General features: G+C 68.7%; 10 protein-coding genes. 4 read left to right on the top strand and 6 right to left on the bottom strand.

From position 1 onward, the window contains the following. Positions 1-90 precede the first annotated feature (90 nt). The 3 genes from U0177_RS17300 to U0177_RS17290 all read right to left on the bottom strand — a co-directional run bounded on the left by U0177_RS17300 (position 91) and on the right by U0177_RS17290 (position 3,895). Positions 91-1,416, bottom strand: coding sequence for an ABC transporter permease (locus U0177_RS17300; protein ID WP_409571907.1), 1,326 nt, complete (start codon positions 1,414-1,416; stop codon positions 91-93). A gap of 2 nt (positions 1,417-1,418) precedes the next feature. Continuing rightward, positions 1,419-2,096, bottom strand: coding sequence for an ABC transporter ATP-binding protein (locus U0177_RS17295; protein WP_409571906.1), 678 nt, complete (start codon positions 2,094-2,096; stop codon positions 1,419-1,421). 95 nt (positions 2,097-2,191) lie between these two features. After that, entirely contained in the window at positions 2,192-3,895 is a 1,704-nt protein-coding gene (locus U0177_RS17290; protein WP_409571905.1) for an efflux RND transporter periplasmic adaptor subunit, read from the bottom strand. Between the two features lie 142 nt (positions 3,896-4,037). Between U0177_RS17290 and U0177_RS17285 the strand changes: the two genes are divergently transcribed. Together U0177_RS17285 and U0177_RS17280 are read left to right on the top strand one after the other, a co-directional pair. Next, the gene (locus U0177_RS17285) at positions 4,038-5,438 is read left to right on the top strand and encodes a sensor histidine kinase (RefSeq protein WP_409571904.1); all 1,401 of its coding nucleotides are present in this window, start codon (positions 4,038-4,040) and stop codon (positions 5,436-5,438) included. Positions 5,439-5,461: 23 nt separating this feature from the next. After that, entirely contained in the window at positions 5,462-6,094 is a 633-nt protein-coding gene (locus tag U0177_RS17280; protein ID WP_409571903.1) for a response regulator, read from the top strand. On the opposite strand, the gene ppc is transcribed toward U0177_RS17280, so the two are convergent. Then, a complete protein-coding gene (gene ppc, locus U0177_RS17275; RefSeq protein WP_409571902.1) occupies positions 6,091-8,940 on the bottom strand; it encodes a phosphoenolpyruvate carboxylase in 2,850 nt (949 codons plus the stop codon). The genes U0177_RS17280 and ppc overlap by 4 nt on opposite strands. A 236-nt stretch (positions 8,941-9,176) precedes the next feature. Between ppc and U0177_RS17270 the strand changes: the two genes are divergently transcribed. Further along, positions 9,177-10,067, top strand: a complete 891-nt coding sequence (locus U0177_RS17270) for a fumarylacetoacetate hydrolase family protein (protein WP_409571901.1) — start codon at positions 9,177-9,179, stop codon at positions 10,065-10,067. Positions 10,068-10,160: 93 nt separating this feature from the next. On the opposite strand, the gene U0177_RS17265 is transcribed toward U0177_RS17270, so the two are convergent. Beyond that, complete coding sequence (locus U0177_RS17265) at positions 10,161-10,688, bottom strand: hypothetical protein (RefSeq protein ID WP_409571900.1); 528 nt, start codon at positions 10,686-10,688, stop codon at positions 10,161-10,163. 203 nt (positions 10,689-10,891) lie between these two features. Between U0177_RS17265 and U0177_RS17260 the strand changes: the two genes are divergently transcribed. Next, positions 10,892-13,672: a LuxR C-terminal-related transcriptional regulator gene (locus U0177_RS17260; RefSeq protein WP_409571899.1), complete on the top strand. Its 2,781-nt coding sequence runs from the start codon at positions 10,892-10,894 to the stop codon at positions 13,670-13,672. On the opposite strand, the gene U0177_RS17255 is transcribed toward U0177_RS17260, so the two are convergent. Beyond that, positions 13,669-15,720 carry a phospholipid carrier-dependent glycosyltransferase gene (locus U0177_RS17255; protein WP_409571898.1) on the bottom strand — a complete coding sequence of 684 codons (2,052 nt, stop codon included), beginning with the start codon at positions 15,718-15,720 and terminating at the stop codon, positions 13,669-13,671. The two genes, U0177_RS17260 and U0177_RS17255, sit on opposite strands and share 4 nt — an antisense overlap. Positions 15,721-16,060 lie beyond the last annotated feature (340 nt).

Raw genomic sequence — 16,060 nt, 5'->3', positions numbered from 1 at the left:
ACACTTTTGACTGTTTGTGTGCAGTTTTACGCGTGCCCGGCTTGGCCGGGCAGGGCATCGTAACAAGAAAGCAATCAAACCGAGTTGGTATTACTCGTGGCGCAGTGCCTCGATCGGGTTGAGCCTGGCGGCGCGCTGGGCCGGGTAGATGCCGAAGAACAGGCCGACCGCCAGCGAGAAGCCGACCGCCAGCAGCACCGAGCTGGCGGTGATGCTGGCCGTGACCAGCCCGGTGAGCGTGACGATCAGGGCGATGCCGCTGCCGATCGCCAGGCCGATCAGGCCGCCCGCCAGGCTGATCACCAGCGCCTCGACGACGAACTGCAGCAGGATGTCGCGCGGGCGGGCGCCGACGGCTTTGCGCAGGCCGATCTCGCGCGTGCGCTCGGTGACGCTTACCAGCATGATGTTCATGATGCCGATGCCGCCCACCAGCAGCGAGATGCCGGCCACCGACGCCAGAAAGGCTGTCAGCAGCGTCGTAACGGTCGAGAGCGAGCTGAGCAGCGCGGCCTGGTTCATCACCCCGAAGTCGTCCTTGCTGCCGTCGGCGCTGAGGTTGTGGCGCTCGCGCAGCAGTGCCTCAATGCGCGCCTGCACGGCGGTGATGTCCTGGCTGTTCTTTACCGAGATCTGAATCTGCGACACCTGCCAGCCGTTGCCGTCGGGCGTGCGCGCGCCGAACAGCTGCTGCTGCGCCACCGTGATTGGCACCAGCGCCTGGTCGTCGACCGAGCCGAAGCCGCTGTTGCCCTTGGTGTTGAGCACGCCGATCACGCGGAAGGTGTGCCCGCTGATGCGCACCGTCTGGCCGACGGCCTCGCCGCTGCCGAACAGGTCGGTCGCCAGCGTGTTGCCGAGCACCACTACCGGGTTGGCGCCCTGGATCTGGTCGGTGGAGAAGAACGCGCCGCTGGCCAGCGTCAGGTTGTTGATCTCCTGGTACGCCACCGTCACGCCCGTGACCGAGGCGTTTTTATCGGCAGCCGGCGCCACCACCTGGGCGCTGCCGCCAAACTGCGGCGACGGCCCGACGATCGGCAGGTTCAGCGTGGCGATCGCCTGTGCGTCGGCGAGGGTCAGGCTTTCGCGCGGCCCGCCCTGGCCTGGCCCGCGATTGTTCGGCGAGCCGGGCATCACCGTCAGCACGTTGGTGCCGATCGACTTGACCTGGTTGGTGATCGCCGAGCTGGCGCCGTTGCCGATCGCCAGCAGCGCCACCACCGAGGCCACGCCGATGATCACGCCGAGCATGGTGAGCAGCGAGCGGATTTTATTTGCCAACAGGCTGTCGAGCGCCAGCCGGCCGACCTCGCCGGCGCCCATGCTGGCGGGGCCGCGATCGTCGAGCGGCTCGAGCGAGGGCTGCGTGCTGTTGGCCTGTGCCCCCAGCGGAAGATTTGCAGTTGCTGCCATGGTTAATTCCTCCGATCCTCGACGAGCAGGCCATCGCGCATTGTGAGGATGCGCTGGGCGTAGGCGGCAATTTCGGGCTCGTGCGTCACCAGCACGATCGTGAGATTCTGCTCGCGGTTGAGGCGCGTCAGGATCAGCATGATCTCCTCGCTGGTTCGCGTGTCCAGCGCGCCGGTGGGCTCGTCGGCCAGCAGCACGGCCGGGCTGCCGACCATGGCGCGGGCGATGGCCACGCGCTGCTGCTGCCCGCCAGAAAGCTCGTTGGGCTTGTGGGCCAGGCGCTGGCCCATGCCGACGATCCGTAGCGCGGTTTCGGCGCGGCGGTGGCGCTCGGCTGTGGGCACGCCGCGGTAGATCAGTGGCATCTCGACCTGGCGCAGCGCGTTCTGGCGCGGCAGCAGCATATACTGCTGGAACACAAAGCCGAGCTTGCGCGCGCGCACCAGCGCTAGGTCGGTGCCGTTGAGCGTAGCCACCTCGGCGCCGTCGAGGATATAGCTGCCCGAGGTGGGTGTGTCGAGGCAGCCGATCATGTTCATCAGCGTGCTTTTGCCGCTGCCGCTTGGCCCCATTACCGCCACGAACTCGCCGCGGTTGATTGTGAACGAGACGCCGCGTAGCGCCGGCACTTCGACATCGCCCATCCGGTAGATCTTCTGCATATCGTTGATTGCGATCATGGTTGGTTCCATAGCCGTACTTTCTGCTTGTGTTCGGGTTCCCATTGCGTGGTTGGGAACCCGAACATTGGTGTTGCGTTACCTGCCGCGAGCGCCTAACCGAACGGGCCGCGCCGCGTTTGCGTGGTTGTGCTGGTGGCGGCGGTTGTCACCACGCTGTCGCCCTCGCTCAGCCCGCCGGTGATCTCGGTCTGCGTGCTGTCGCTCAGGCCGGTCTGCACCTCGACCTCGCGCTTGGTGCCGTCGGCATTAGGAACCAGCACGGCGTGGCCGGCGCCTTTGGGCAGCAGCGCACTGGTTGGCACCAGCAGCGCGCCGTCTTTGCTGGCGGTGGTAATCGACAGGTTCGCGGTCATGCCGACCTTGACGCGCGCGTCGCTGTCGGGGAAGCTCACGCGCACCGCGTATGTCACCACCCCGTTGCTGCTTGCGCCCACCGGCGAGATGTAGCTCACCGTCCCTTGCGCTTTCCAGTCCTTCAGCGCGTCGATCGTCAGCGCCACGCGCTGGCCGAGCGATACCTTGGCGACATCATTCTCGCTGAGCTTCATGTCGATGTGCAGGGTGCTGCGGTCGATCAGGCTGAGCGCCACGGCCGTGCCGCTGGCGCTGCTGCCCGGCACAATGTTCACTGTAGTAATCACGCCGTCGAACGGGGCGGTGAGGGTTGCGTCGGCGAGCTTGAGCTGGGCCTGCTTGAGCGTCTGCTCGGCCTGGGTGATCGCGTTCTGCTGGATGCTCACGTCCGACGCCGTGCTCGGCGCGGTCAGCTTAGCCAGGTTCGCCTGCGCCTGCGTCAGGCTCGCCCGCGCCTGGTCGACGCTCGCCTGCTTCTGCGCCACATTCGTCGCGCTTGGCTGCTGCAGCGCCACCAGCTGCGCCTGCGCGTCCGCCAGCTTGGCCTGCGCCTGCGCGATCGCCAGCGGCTCGGCCTGCCGCGCGCTCTCGTAGCTCACCTGTGCCTGCTGCACCGCCGTCTCCGCGCTGTGCATGCTCGCCGTCGCCTGCACGTACGCGTCGTAGTACTGCTGGCGCTGCGCGTCGTTGAGCGTGTTCGCCACCGCCTTGCCCTGCGCGCTGGTCTTGGTCGGCGTCACCGGGTCGTTGCCGGTGTCCTGCACATACTGCCAGTTCTGCAGCGCAGTGGCGTACTTCGACTGCGCCTGGGTGAGCGCCTCGACGGCGCGCTGGAGATCCTGCTGGGCCTTGGTTTTGTTGGCCGAGCTGGTATTGGTCTGCGATTGGAGGTCGAGCTGAGCCTGGCGCACGGCAGTCTCGGCGGCGCTGAGGGCGTCGGCGGTGGGGTGGCGGAGCGCGTCGAGCTGGGCCTGGGCGGCGCGGAGCTGGGCCTGGGCGCTGGCGACGGCAGCCTGCTGGGCGGCGAGGTCGGCAGGCAGGGCGTTGCCGCTCTGGGCCTGGCCGAGCTTGAGCGTGGCGCTGTCGAGCGCGGCCTGGGCGCTGGCGACCTGCAGCTGGAGGTCGGCGTCGTCGAGCTGCGCCAGCGCCTGGCCGGCCTTCACCGTATCGCCCTCGTTCACCAGCACGGTTTTGACGGTGCCGGTGGTGGCGAAGCCGAGGTCGAGCGACTGCGCGGCGGCAATCGTGCCGCTGCCGTCGACGGTGGCGACGATGGTGCCGCGCGTCACTTTGCTAGTGGCGACGGTGCTAGTCGTGCTGCTGCTGCGCATACTGTTAATGACGAGCGCGGCGATGATCCCGAGCACGATCAGCGCAATGCCGCCGCCGAGCCACTTGCCGCGGCTGAGGCCCTGGCGGTTTGGAAGCGTAGTTGTTGCCATTGGCGTATCCCTTCGTTGTGTATCGAACCTGTGGCCAGTATAGCCAGCCGCGCCGGGCTAGTCATCAGGAAGGGTGGTGATCGCCGATCGGCGCTTCCGGTGATCGCCGATCACCCATTTGGGTGATCGGCAGCACGCCAACATGGCCGATGGGCCAGCCGACGCGATGTGCTACAATGCGGCCATGAACGACGCAAGCCAGCAACTTCACGAGTCGCCGCCCGACGAAACGACGCGCCGCAGCCAGCTATTTCTGCGCACGCTGCCGATCTTCTCGATCCCGCTGATCGTGAGCGGGCTGACATTCTGGCTGCTGCGGCTCACCAGCCAGTTTTCGCCGATTGCAGGCTCGCCGCCTGGCCCGCCGCCCAGCCCGCTGGTGCCGGTGGTGACGATGGTGGTGTTTTGCAGCGCGCTGATCATTCTGGCGCGGCTGAAGCGCCCAACGATCTCGGCGCTGCTGCTGATTGGCGTGTGGACGCTGGTGACGATGCTTGGCTCGCTGCGCAGCGGTATTTCGTCGTACACGCCGGCCTTGCTGATCATCCCGATCTGCGCGGCCGGCCTGCTGATCGACGCAGTGGCGAGCGTGAGCCTGGCCGCGCTGGCGGCGGTGCTGGTGGGCACGCTGGCCTGGCTCGAAAGCAATGGCTATGCGGTGCCGCACCAGGCGCCGGCGTTTATCGCCGCAAATCAGTCGTACGAGGCGTTTGGCTTCTGGGTCGCGCTTTTCGCCACGGTCGCCGCGCTCACCTCGCTGCTCGCCGGCAATCTGCAGCGGTCGCTGCACAAGAGCCGCGCGCAAGCGCAGGCGCTGCAGCAGCTGAGCGACCAGCTCGAGGCGCGGGTGGCCGAGCAGACCACCCAGCTGATTCAGCAGGAGCGCGAGTCGGCGACGCTGGAAGAGCGCGCGCGGCTGGCGCGCGAGATCCACGACACGCTGGCGCAGGGCCTGGCGGGCATTGTCGTGCAGCTCGGCGCGGCGCAGCGGGCCTTTCAGGCCGCCGATATCGCCAGCGAGGCCGACGAGCATATCGAGCTGGCGCAGCGTATGGCCCGCGAGGCGCTGGCCGAGGCGCGCCGATCGGTGTGGAACTTGCGCTCGCCGGCGCTCGAGCGCGCGCAGGCCGCCGCCGACCAGGGGCGGGCGCTCGGCGACGCGCTGCGCGGCCTGGCCGAGCGCAGCCCGCACGCCGAGATCGCGACGCGCTTCGAGCAGCGCGGCGACGCCCGGCCGCTTCCGCCGGGCGTCGAGTCGGCGCTGCTGCGCGTGGGCCAGGAGGCGCTGGCGAACGCGGCCAAGCACTCGGGCGCGCACAACGCCGCGATCGTACTTGAGTACACCCCCGAGCTGGTGCGGCTGTGCATCAGCGACGATGGCGTGGGATTCGACGGCGCCGAGCTTTCGCATGGCGCGGCTGCGCCAGGGCCGTGGGGTGGCTTCGGGCTGCTGGGCATGCGCGAGCGGCTCGGCGCGCTCGGCGGCACGCTCGAGCTTCAGAATAACGGCGGCGCGCAGGTGGTGGCAACGGTATTCGGCTGAAGATTCCCACGAGTGAGCTTGGTATGATACGTGTGCTTGTCGTCGACGATCACCCAGTGGTGCGGCACGGGCTGATCGCGATCATGCGCTATGAGAAAGACATCGAGGTGGTGGGCGACGCAGCCGACGGGCTGGCCGCGGTGCGCCTGATCCTCGAGCAGCGGCCCGACGTGGTGCTGCTCGATCTGCGCTTGCCCGAGCTGAGCGGCATCGAGGTGATGCGCCAGGTGCGCGCGCAGGCGCCGCAGGTGCGCTTTCTGGTGCTGACGACCTACGACACCGACGAGTATATCGCGCCGGCGCTGGCGGCCGGCGCGCAGGGCTACCTGCTGAAAGACGCGCTGCCCGACGAGCTTGCGCGCGCGGTGCGGGCGCTGGCGCAGGGTGGCGCCGCGCTCGAGCCGGCGGTGGCGGCCAAGCTGCTCGAGCGCATGGCCGAGGCCGAGCGCGGCGAGGAGCTTTCGGCGCGCGAGCTGGAGGTGCTGCGGCTGATCGTCGTCGGGTCGAGCAACAAGGCCATTGCCTCGCAGCTGAACCTGTCGGAGAACACCGTCAAGTCGCACATCAGCCATATTTTCGGCAAGCTGGGCGTGCAGAGCCGCGCTGAGGCCGTGGCGGTGGCGCTGCAGCGCGGCCTGGTGCCGATCGGGCGCTAGCCGGTGTTTTTCAGCCCGGCCGCGATGCCGCTGATGCTGAGCAGTATCGCGTCTTCCAGCGCTGAATGGTCGGGGCCGGACGGGTCGGCGCGCAGCCGCTTCAGCAGCTCGACCTGAATGTAGCTCATCGGGTCGATGTACGGGTTGCGCCGCGCGATCGAGGTTTGCAAGATCGGGCTGCGCTCGAGCAGCTGGTCGATCCGCGCCACCTGGCAGATCATCTGGCTGGCGCGCGTGTGCTCGGCGCGCACCTCGTCGAAGATTGCCCGCGCGGCCGCCTGGTCGGGCGTCAGCTCGGCGTAGCGCTCGGCGATCGGCAGGTCGGCCTTGCCGAGGATCATCTGCGCGCTGTCGATCATGGTGCGGAAGAACATCCAGTTGGCGTACATGTCTTGCAGCAGCGCCAGCCGCTCGGCGGGCGACGAGCTGCCGCTGCTGTGTGCGCTGCGCGCCTGGCCTGCCTGTGCCGACGGCTCCGCGTCGCTCGACGAGATAAATTGTTCAAGGGCATAGCCCAGGCCAAACCAGCCGGGCAGGGTGTGGCGGCTCTGCATCCAGCTAAACACCCAGGGGATGGCGCGCAGGTCTTCGATCCGATCGCTGTTGCGGCGGCTGGCCGGGCGGCTGCCGATATTCAGCCGGCTGATCTCGGCGATCGGCGTAGCGGTGCGGAAGTAGGGCACGAAGTCGGGCCGGCCGTACACCAGCGCGCGGTAGTGCTGGCGGGCGATCGTGGCGAGCTGCTCGAGCGCCTGCTCCCACTCGGCCGGGGCGTCGTGCTGCGGGGCGAACTGGGCGCGCAGCACCGCGTTGATCAGCTGCTCGAGGTGGCGGTGCGCCAGGTCGGGCAGGCCGTAGCGGTCGGCGATCACTTCGCCCTGCTCGGTGATCTTGATCTGGTTGCCGATGCTGCCGGGCGGCTGCGCTAGAATCGCCTGGTTGGCCGGGCCGCCGCCGCGGCCGATCGCGCCGCCGCGCCCGTGGAACAGGCGCAGGCCGATTCCTTCGCGCCTGGCCATATCGCGCAGCGCGCGCTGAGCCTGGTACAGCGCCCAGTTGGCGGCTACGAAGCCGACATCTTTGTTGCTGTCGGAGTAGCCGATCATGATCTCTTGCACATTGCCGCGCAGGCGCAGATGCTCGCGGTAGATCGGGATGTTCAGGCACGCCGCCATCACGCGGTCGCAGCCCGCCAGGTCGGCGCCGGTCTCGAACAGCGGCACGATATTCAGCCAGCTGGCGCTGCGCTCGGGCTCGAACAGCCTGGCCTCTTTGGCGAACAGCAGCACCGCCAGCAGATCGCTGGCGCCGGTGGTCATGCTGATGATGTAGGTATGAATCGACTCGGGGCTGATCTGCTCGGTGATGGCTGCGATGGTGCGGAAAGTGCTGACGATCTCGGCGGTTGGGTCGCTGTAGGGCAGGCGCGCCGGGATGAGCGGGCGCGGGTTGGCGACCTCGCGTGCCAGCAGCGCGACGCGCTCGGGCTCGGCCAAGGCCAGGTAGTCGTCGCAGACGCCGGCGACGCGCAGCACCTCGGCCAGCGCGGCGTTGTGGCGCTCGCTGTGCTGGCGGATGTCCAGCGTGGCGGTGTGCAGGCCAAATACCTCGGCCTGGCGCACGACGTCGTGCAGCGCGCCGTCGGCCGCGCCGCCGCCGCCATTGGCGCGCAGGCTGCGCTCCATCACCTTCAGGTCGTCGAGCAGCTCGCGGCGGTGGTGGTAGAACGTGCCGGGCGGTGGCAGCGGCGCGGCGTGGCCCCAGTCGGGGGTGTGCTCGGCGGCCAGCCGCTCGGAGCGCAGCAGCTTCTCGCGGATGTAGGTACACTTCTGGCGATACAGCTCGTAGGGGTTGCGGCGCGCCAGCAGCATAGCCGTTTCGGGAAACAGCCGGGCGTCGGCTTCGAGCGAGGCGCGCAGCTCATCGCTGACGGGCACCTGGCGGATCGACTGGCTGAGGCGCCGGCTAAGCTCTTCGATCGTGGCGATCTGGCGCTTCAATGCCCAGCCGCGCATGCGCTTCACTGTCTCGATCGTGACGTCGGGGGTGACGAACGGGTTGCCGTCGCGGTCGCCGCCCATCCACGAGCCGAAGCGCAGCAGCTCGGGCACGTGCCAGCGATGCTCGGGGTAGTGGCTTACCAGGGCGTGCTCGAGCTCGCGGTAGAGCCGCGGGATCAGGTTGAACAGTGTCGCCTCGAAATAGTATAGGCCGTTTTTCACCTCGTCGACCACGGTGGGGCGGATGATCCGCACCTCGTCGCTCTGCCACAGGCCGGCTACCTCCTCGGCGATGCGCTGGTTGATCTCGGCGTGCGCGCTGTCGCCGGCCAGCCGGCGTTCGACCAGCACCGCCAGCCGGCGGAGCTTCTCGATCGTGGTGCGGCGGCGCGCCTCGGTGGGGTGGGCCGTAAACACCGGCAGGATCAGCGCCGAGTTGAGCCACTGCTGTAGCTCGTCGGCCGGCACGCCATTGCGCCGCAGCTCGGCCACGGCCGCGGCGATCGACTCAGAGCGCGGGGTGTCGGGGCGCTGCTGGGCGCGCTCGCGCAGCACCCACAGGCGCTGCAGCTGCTCGGAAAGGTTGACAAGCGCGAAGTAAGTGCTGAAGGCTTTGAGCAGGTCGTGGGCCTGCTCGATCGACAGGCCGGCGACGATCTGCTGCATGTTGGCGGCCTGCTCGGGCTGGCCTTCGGCGCGCAGCGCTTTGGCGAGCTTGCGCACGCGCTCCTCGAGGCTGAAGGCGGCCTCGCCGGCCTGCTCGCGAATGACTTGCCCGAGGATGTCGCCGAGGAGACGGATCGTGGTCGAGAGACGTTCACCATTCGTCAGGGGTGGGGCGGCCATTGATTTTCCTTTGTGGGGCTGCTGCAAAACACACCGCGCGAGGCGCCGTTGTGTCGCTCGGTCTGGTCGGCTCGTCGTTCACGCCGTTGTGGAGACATGGAGCCTGGGCATTATAGGTTGCGGCGCTGGCGGCGTCAACCTGCGGCAGCACCGGCGCTGGCAGTTGGGCGACTGTCGATTATAATGGTAGTTCGGTTTGGCGTGTTGTGGCACTCTGCAATTCGAATGGGGGCGCGATGTTTCTTTGCAGGTTTACCGACGGCATGGGCGGCGCGCGGCTCGGGCTTGTGCGCGACGGGGCGGTGTTTGATCTGGGGGCGCGCTGGCCGAGCCTGGCCGAGCTGCTGGCCTGGTCGGCTGGGCGCGCCGGCCTGGCAGCCGACCTGCTGGCGGCAGTGGCCGGCGCCGCGCCGGTAGGCCAGCTTGCCGATCTCGACGTTGCGCCGGCGCCCGGGCGCGCGGCGCTGCTGCGGCCAACCGACGCGCAGGAGGTATGGGCTGCGGGCGTCACCTACGAGCGCAGCAAAGTCGCACGCGAGGCCGAGTCGGCCGGCAGCGGCATCTACGATCGGGTGTATGCCGCGCCACGGCCCGAGCTATTCTTCAAAGCGACGCCCAGCCGCACGGTTGGCCCGCACGAGCCGGTAGCCATCCGCCGCGATTCGGGCTGGAACGTGCCCGAGCCCGAGCTGGCGCTTGTCGTGAACCCGGCGCTCGAGCTGGTGGGCTTCACGATCGGCAACGACATGAGCTCGCGCGATATCGAGGGTGAGAACCCGCTGTACCTGCCGCAGGCCAAGGTCTATGCGCGCTGCTGTGCGCTCGGGCCGCTGATCGCGCTGCGCGATAGCCTGCCCAACCCGGCGGCGCTTGACATTACGCTGCGGATCGAGCGCCACGGCGCGGCGATCTTCAGCGGCGCCACTAGCACGCGCCGGATTGTGCGCCCGTACGCCGAGCTGATCGAGTATCTCGGCCGCGACAACCTGTTTCCCGAAGGCGTGGTGCTGCTCACTGGAACCGGCATCGTGCCGCCCGACGAGGTGTCGCTGCAGGCGGGCGACGTGGTGGTGATCGCGATTGCGGGGATCGGCGAGCTGCGCAACCCGGTGGTGCTGGGCGGCTAGCGCAGCCGCCCGTGCGGGATGTTGGTGGCGAGGGCCACGCAGGCCCGGGGCCGAGCCGCGTCGGCGTGGCGCGGGCCTGCGTGATAGTGGCGTCTATGCCGCGGCCGGCGCGGGGCGTGTGGTAAGGGCGCGCTCGACGCCGCGCAGCACTGTGACGCGGTTCTGATGCGCGAGCTCATAGGCCTGCACCGCGTACAGGCTGGTTTCGTCGAGGCTGGGCAGCCGGCTTAGCACAGTATCGACATTCATCTTGTCGTAGCCGGGCAGCGGCTCGGCGGGTTGCTCGGCCTTGTGGCGGCGCGTTTTCACACGCAGATCGTCGAGCGCGGCCGAAAGGCGCTCGATCTGGCCCTTCAGCTCGTACAGCGCCTCCTGGCTGGGCAGCCCCAGCGCGTCGATCAGCTGGTTGCGCCCTTGCTCGACATAATCGCGTATTTCGAGCAGCGGCGTGCGATCGGCCAGCTTGCTCAGCTCGCCAAAGGCCGTCTGTTGGGCCTGCGCGCCGCGCTTCGCCAGCACGCCGAACGACTGGCTTACAGCGTCGGTGCCAAGCAAAAACACGCCAACATACGCCAGCACGCCCTTGTGCACAAGCCCGGCGGTTGTATCAAGCAATGTCATAATTTTGGCTCCTTATGTGTTTTCTATGTAGGAACATCACTGTGGAATGGGCAGCGTTGCGCGGCCACGTAGCGGAGTATAACGCGCCGCGTTAATTATAACACGGCGCGTCATGCACGTCAATGCAGTGCGGCTGGGGCTGCAACACGGGCGCGCACCCGGCCGTCTTACGAGCACGAGCAGCGCAGAGGAAAGAGGCTGGTATGGATCAGGAGCGGGGGCTCGAAGCAGGCGTTCCCGAGCTCGTCGTGATCGCCACGAAGTGTGTCATCCCGCCGGCACACGCGGCGCTGGTGGCGCGGCCGCGCCTGTTCGTGCAGCTCGACCAGGGGCTACGGCGCAAGCTGACGCTGGTATCGGCGCCGGCCGGCTTTGGCAAAACCAGCCTGCTGGCCGGCTGGCTGGCGGCGCTTGGGGCGCAAGGCGGGGCCATGGAAGCGCCCGTGCCCAGCCCGGCGCCACGCGCGCCCGATATTGCCTGGCTCTCGCTCGACGCGGGCGACGACGAGCCGCTACGCTTCTGGTTCTATATTCTGACGGCGCTGCAGCGCGTGCAGCCGGCGCTGGTGGCGCGCGCGCGCGAGCTGCTGCTCGAGCTGCAGCCGCGCTTCGACGCCATGCTCGCAAGCCTGATCAACGCCGGCATGGGCCTGGCGCACGACGTAGTGCTGATCCTCGACGACTACCACCAGATCAGCGCGCCGGCGATCCACGCGGCGCTGGCCGACCTGCTGCAGCACCTGCCGCCGCGGCTTCACGTGGTGATTTCGAGCCGGGCTGACCCGCCGCTGCCGATCGCGCGCCTGCGTGTGCGCGATGAGCTGGCCGAGCTGCGCGCGGCCGACCTGCGCTTTACTCACGCCGAGGTCGAGGCGTTTCTGCGCTCGCTGGGCCTCAACCTCTCGCCCGAGCGCGTGGCCACGCTTGAAGCTCGCACCGAGGGCTGGGTGGCGGGCCTGCGACTCGCGGCGCTGTCGGTGCGCGGCCTGCCGCAGGCCGAGCCGGCGCTGGCGCAGTTCACCGGCAGCCACCACTACGTCGTCGACTATCTGGGCGAGGAGATCCTGCAGCGCCAGCCTGAAACTATCCAGACCTTTCTGCTGCACACGTCGGTTGTCGATCAGCTGAGCGCGCCGCTCTGCGACACGCTGCTTGCGAGCGGCGACAGCCAGCAGATCCTTGAGCTGCTGGAGCGCCAGATGTTGGTAGAGGTGCTCGACGGCGAGCGGCGCTGGTTTCGCTACCACCAGCTATTCGCCGCGTTTCTGCGCAGCCAGCTTGAAAAGCAGCCGGCCGCGCCGCTCGAGCTGCTGCACACGCGTGCAAGCCTGTGGTATGCCAACAACGGCATGGAGATCGCCGCCGTGGATCACGCGCTGGCGGCGCGCGACTACGAGTGGGCCGCCACGCTGATCGAGTACGCCGCGCATACCATGTTCCTGCGCGGCGATATCTCGACCATCCGGCGCTGGCTCGCCGCTCTGCCCGAAGCGCTGATCGTGTCGTGGCCGCACCTGTGTACGCTGCGGGCGTGGGCGCTGATCAGCACGCAGCAGCTTGGCGCTGCCGCGCTGTGGCTCGATCGGGCCGAGCGCGCGCTTGAGGCGGTGCGCCAGCAGGCCGAACTTCAGCCGGCGCACCTCGAGCGTGAGCGCGGCCGACTGGCCGCCACCCACGCCGCGCTGGCGCTGCTGCGGGGCGATATGCCGCGCGCGATTGCGCACTCGCGCGACGCGCTGGCGCTGCTGCCGCTGGCCGATCGGATCCTGCGCACGCTGATCGCCTTCAACCTGGCGAATGCCTATGGCAGCCTCGGCGATGCCGCCGCCTCGGAGCGGGCGCTCCAGCACGCGCGCGGCCTCGGGCAAATTGCCGACGATGTCCAGGTGCTGCTGCTGGTCGCCAGCCTCGACATGATGCAGGGGCGGCTGCACTCTGCCGCCAAGGGCTACCGCGAGATCATCCGCCGGGCTGTGGCGCAGACGGCCGACCCGATCTGGCAGGCCGGCCTGGCGAGCGCCTACGTTGGCCTGGGCGAGCTGCTGTACGAGTGGAACGACCTCGGCGGCGCGGCCGAGTATCTTCAGCAGGCGATCGAGATCGGCGAGCGGCGCGCCGCCTCGCTGACGGATGTCGATGCGACTGTGGCGCTCGCGCGCGTTCGCATCGCCGCCGACGATCTCGACGCCGCGGTTCAGTTGCTGCACCAGGCTCACGTGCTCGCCGAGCGCCACGCCAGCCCGCAGGCGCTGGGGCCGATCGAGGCCGTATGGGCGCGGCTGGCGCTGCGCCAGGGGCGCCTGGCCGAGGCCGAGCAGCGCGTCCAGCGGGCCGGGCCAGGCGAGTACGGGCCGCTCAATATTTTTCACGACGACGAGTATGCCATTCAGGCGCAGGTGCAGATCGCGCTCGGCCAGACCGAGAGCGCGCTGGAGCTGCTGGGCGGCTGGATGCAGGCGGCGCAAAGCGGCGGCCACGTGCGCAGCCTGCTACGCGCAATGCTGCTGCAGTCGCTCGCGTATGCCGCCGCCGGCGACACAGCTGCGTACGCTCGGCTGCGCGACGCGCTGGCGCTGGCTGCGCCCGAGGGCTATGTTCGCACCTTCGCCGATGCTGGCGCGCCAATGCGGCTGCTGCTGACGCGGCTGCGCGAAGAAGCTGCCGAGCCAGGCGCCGAGCTGGCGGGCTACCTCGACGAGCTGCTGTGGTCGTTTGAGCCGGCCGGCTCGGTGGTGCGGATTGGGCCTCCGCCGCTGCAGACGCTGGTGGAGCCGCTGACCGATCGCGAGCTGGCGGTACTGCGCTGCCTGGCGGCCGGCCTTTCCAACACCGAGATCGCCGCCGAGCTGACGGTTGCGGTGAGCACGGTGCGCACGCACATCAAGAATATCTACGGCAAGCTCGGCGTGCGCAACCGTGTCGAGGCGGTCACTTCGGCCCAGGATCTGCGGCTGCTCAGCCTTGGCCACGTGCCAATGGGCTAGCGCGCTGGCCACTCGAAGGCGGCTACCTCGACGGTGCCCGGCCCGTCCAGGCTCTCGGGCAGCGCCGGCCCGCTGATGATCGCCCGGCGCTGGCCGCTGGCCGGGTCGTACACGCCGAGCACCGCGCGGTAGCTCCCGGCCGGCAGGTTGGCTGGCAGCGGCAGGCTGAACGGGCTGGCGAGCTGCTGCCCGGCCTGCCACTGCGCAAAGCGGCTGTCGAGCGGCAGGTCGAGCTGGGCCACGCGCTGCCCGGCCGCGTCGAGCAGGTGGATGAATACGAACGAGCTGCCCGGCTGATCGCGCTGCACATCCCACGACGGCGTGATCGCCAGCGCGCCATTCGCGATCTTCTGGCTGGTGCCGCGCAGGCGCAGCCCGCCGGCAAACGCGGCGTCGATCGGCCGGTCGAATGGTCGCGGCAGCTGAAAGATCTCGGCGTACGGGATATTGTTGATCACAACCGTGTGCAGCGGCGCGGTCTGGCGTACGTACGCCTCGATATCGCGGTCGTTCTGGCGCTGCACATAGCTGATGTACAGCACGACGTAGTTCGCGTTGTCGTGCACATTATTCATCGTCAGGTCGCGCACGCGCACCGGCAGGAACGGCTCAAGCGTCGGCGGGTTGCGCGACACCACCGAGCCCTGCGCCAGGTCGGGCCGGCCACGCAGCCATGCGCCGGCCTGCTCGCTGCCCTCGCCCCAGCCCACCAGCACGCTCTTTGTCGCCGCCGCGCCGCCACCCAGCAGCGGGTTGAAATATGCCAGGGTGTAGGGGTGATACGCCAGCACTTCGGCCAGCAGCGCGCCAGTGAGCGCTAGCGCTCCCAGCGCGCCCACGAGCGGCGCGGGGCGCAGAGCGGGCACACGGCGCGCCAGCAGCTGAAATGGCGCGGCCAGCCCGGCGGCGGCCAGCGTCAGCAGCGCCGGCCAGATCGGCAGAAGGTAGCGGTCGAACGCTTTAGGCTCGCGGCCCATCACCAGCATAAACAGCAGCGCGAACCCCAGCAGCGCCAGCAGGGCGCGGCGCTCGCGGCGCCGCAGCCAGATCGCCAGTGGCGCCAGCGCCAGCCCCAGCAGCGCCAGCGGAGTCATGCGCCAGGCGACGATCGCTGGGTAGAAGCCCCACCCCGGCGCCTCGACCGGCTGGCCCATGAAGAAGTTGCCCCAGACATGCGGCTGCCCGCCGTTGTCGACAATCTCGGCGACGACGCTGCCGATCGCCTGGCGCGGTGCGACCCACATCGCCGGCCAGCCGGCGAATACCACTGCCACGGCGAGCGCCAGCCAGGGCATATACCAGCCGAACGACCAGCGCAGGCGCGGCCATAGCCCGGCGCGCGGGCTGAGCGCAAACAGCATCAGCCCGATCGACGGCAGCAGAATAAGGCCGGGCGCCTTGGTAAGCAGCGCCAGCCCGCCACACATCGCCGAGGCGATGTATGCCAATCGCATAGGCGCTGCGCCTGGTTTGCCGCCCGCTGGCTTCCCCACAGTCGCCACCAGCATGCACAGCACGCTCAGCGTCATGAACGAGGTAAGCAGCGCGTCGAGGTGCAGCACCCGGCTATGCGCAACCAGAAATGGCGCGGTGGCCCATAGCAGCGCGGCGAGCAGGGCGGTGGCAGGTGCCAGCAGCCGGCGCAGCAGGGCGTAGCCGATCACGATCGCCATGCTGTTGGCGATGGCCAGTGGCAGCCGCAGCAGCGCCAGGTAGCTTGCGCCGCCGCCGGTGCGGCCAGGCAGGTAGATGCCGATCTGGTTGGCCAGCCAGTAGCCCAGCGAGCCGAGCCACATGGTGGTGACGCCGGGGTGGCCGGTCTGATTCGTGGCTGCCCAGCTGTGCGCCGCAATCGCCTCGGCGAAGGCGCGGGTGCGCTGCGGCCAGTGGTACGCCTCGTCGACGGTGTAGAAATCGGCGAGGCCAAGCACGCGCGGCAGCAACGCCAGCCCACCAACCAGCACCAGTATCAGCCAGGTTGGCACCTGGCGGGGAAACGCGGCGAGGCGCACCGCGGGTGTGGAGTGCGCAGCACCAAACGAAGCCATGCGATCGATCCTACTTTTTACAGGGCGGCTGCGCTGCCGGCGGCGGTCATAACAAATTCGCTTGATGCCTTACACTTTGGTGGGGTTTGGGCGGCTTCGCCGCCCCCATTTTTTGTGTTGCACTATGTGGCTTCGTCACGTAGTGCAACACGATCTATAAGTGATCAGGCGAACAGCGTATCAATGGGTCGCGGATCGCACCGGCGCGGGCAGGTATCGGCCGAGCGTAGAGGCACAGGCGGGTGGCGCTGTGAGGCGAGGCTTGTGCATCCGTGGTACCGGTTTCAGAATCCACGCCTACGATAGCAGGGCGGAGGCCGGCTGTCTTCATCAGAACAGG

It is taken from the genome of Kouleothrix sp., from assembly GCF_046328425.1.
GTDB lineage: Bacteria > Chloroflexota > Chloroflexia > Chloroflexales > Roseiflexaceae > Kouleothrix.
This window is presented reverse-complemented; position numbering and strand designations above follow the sequence as displayed.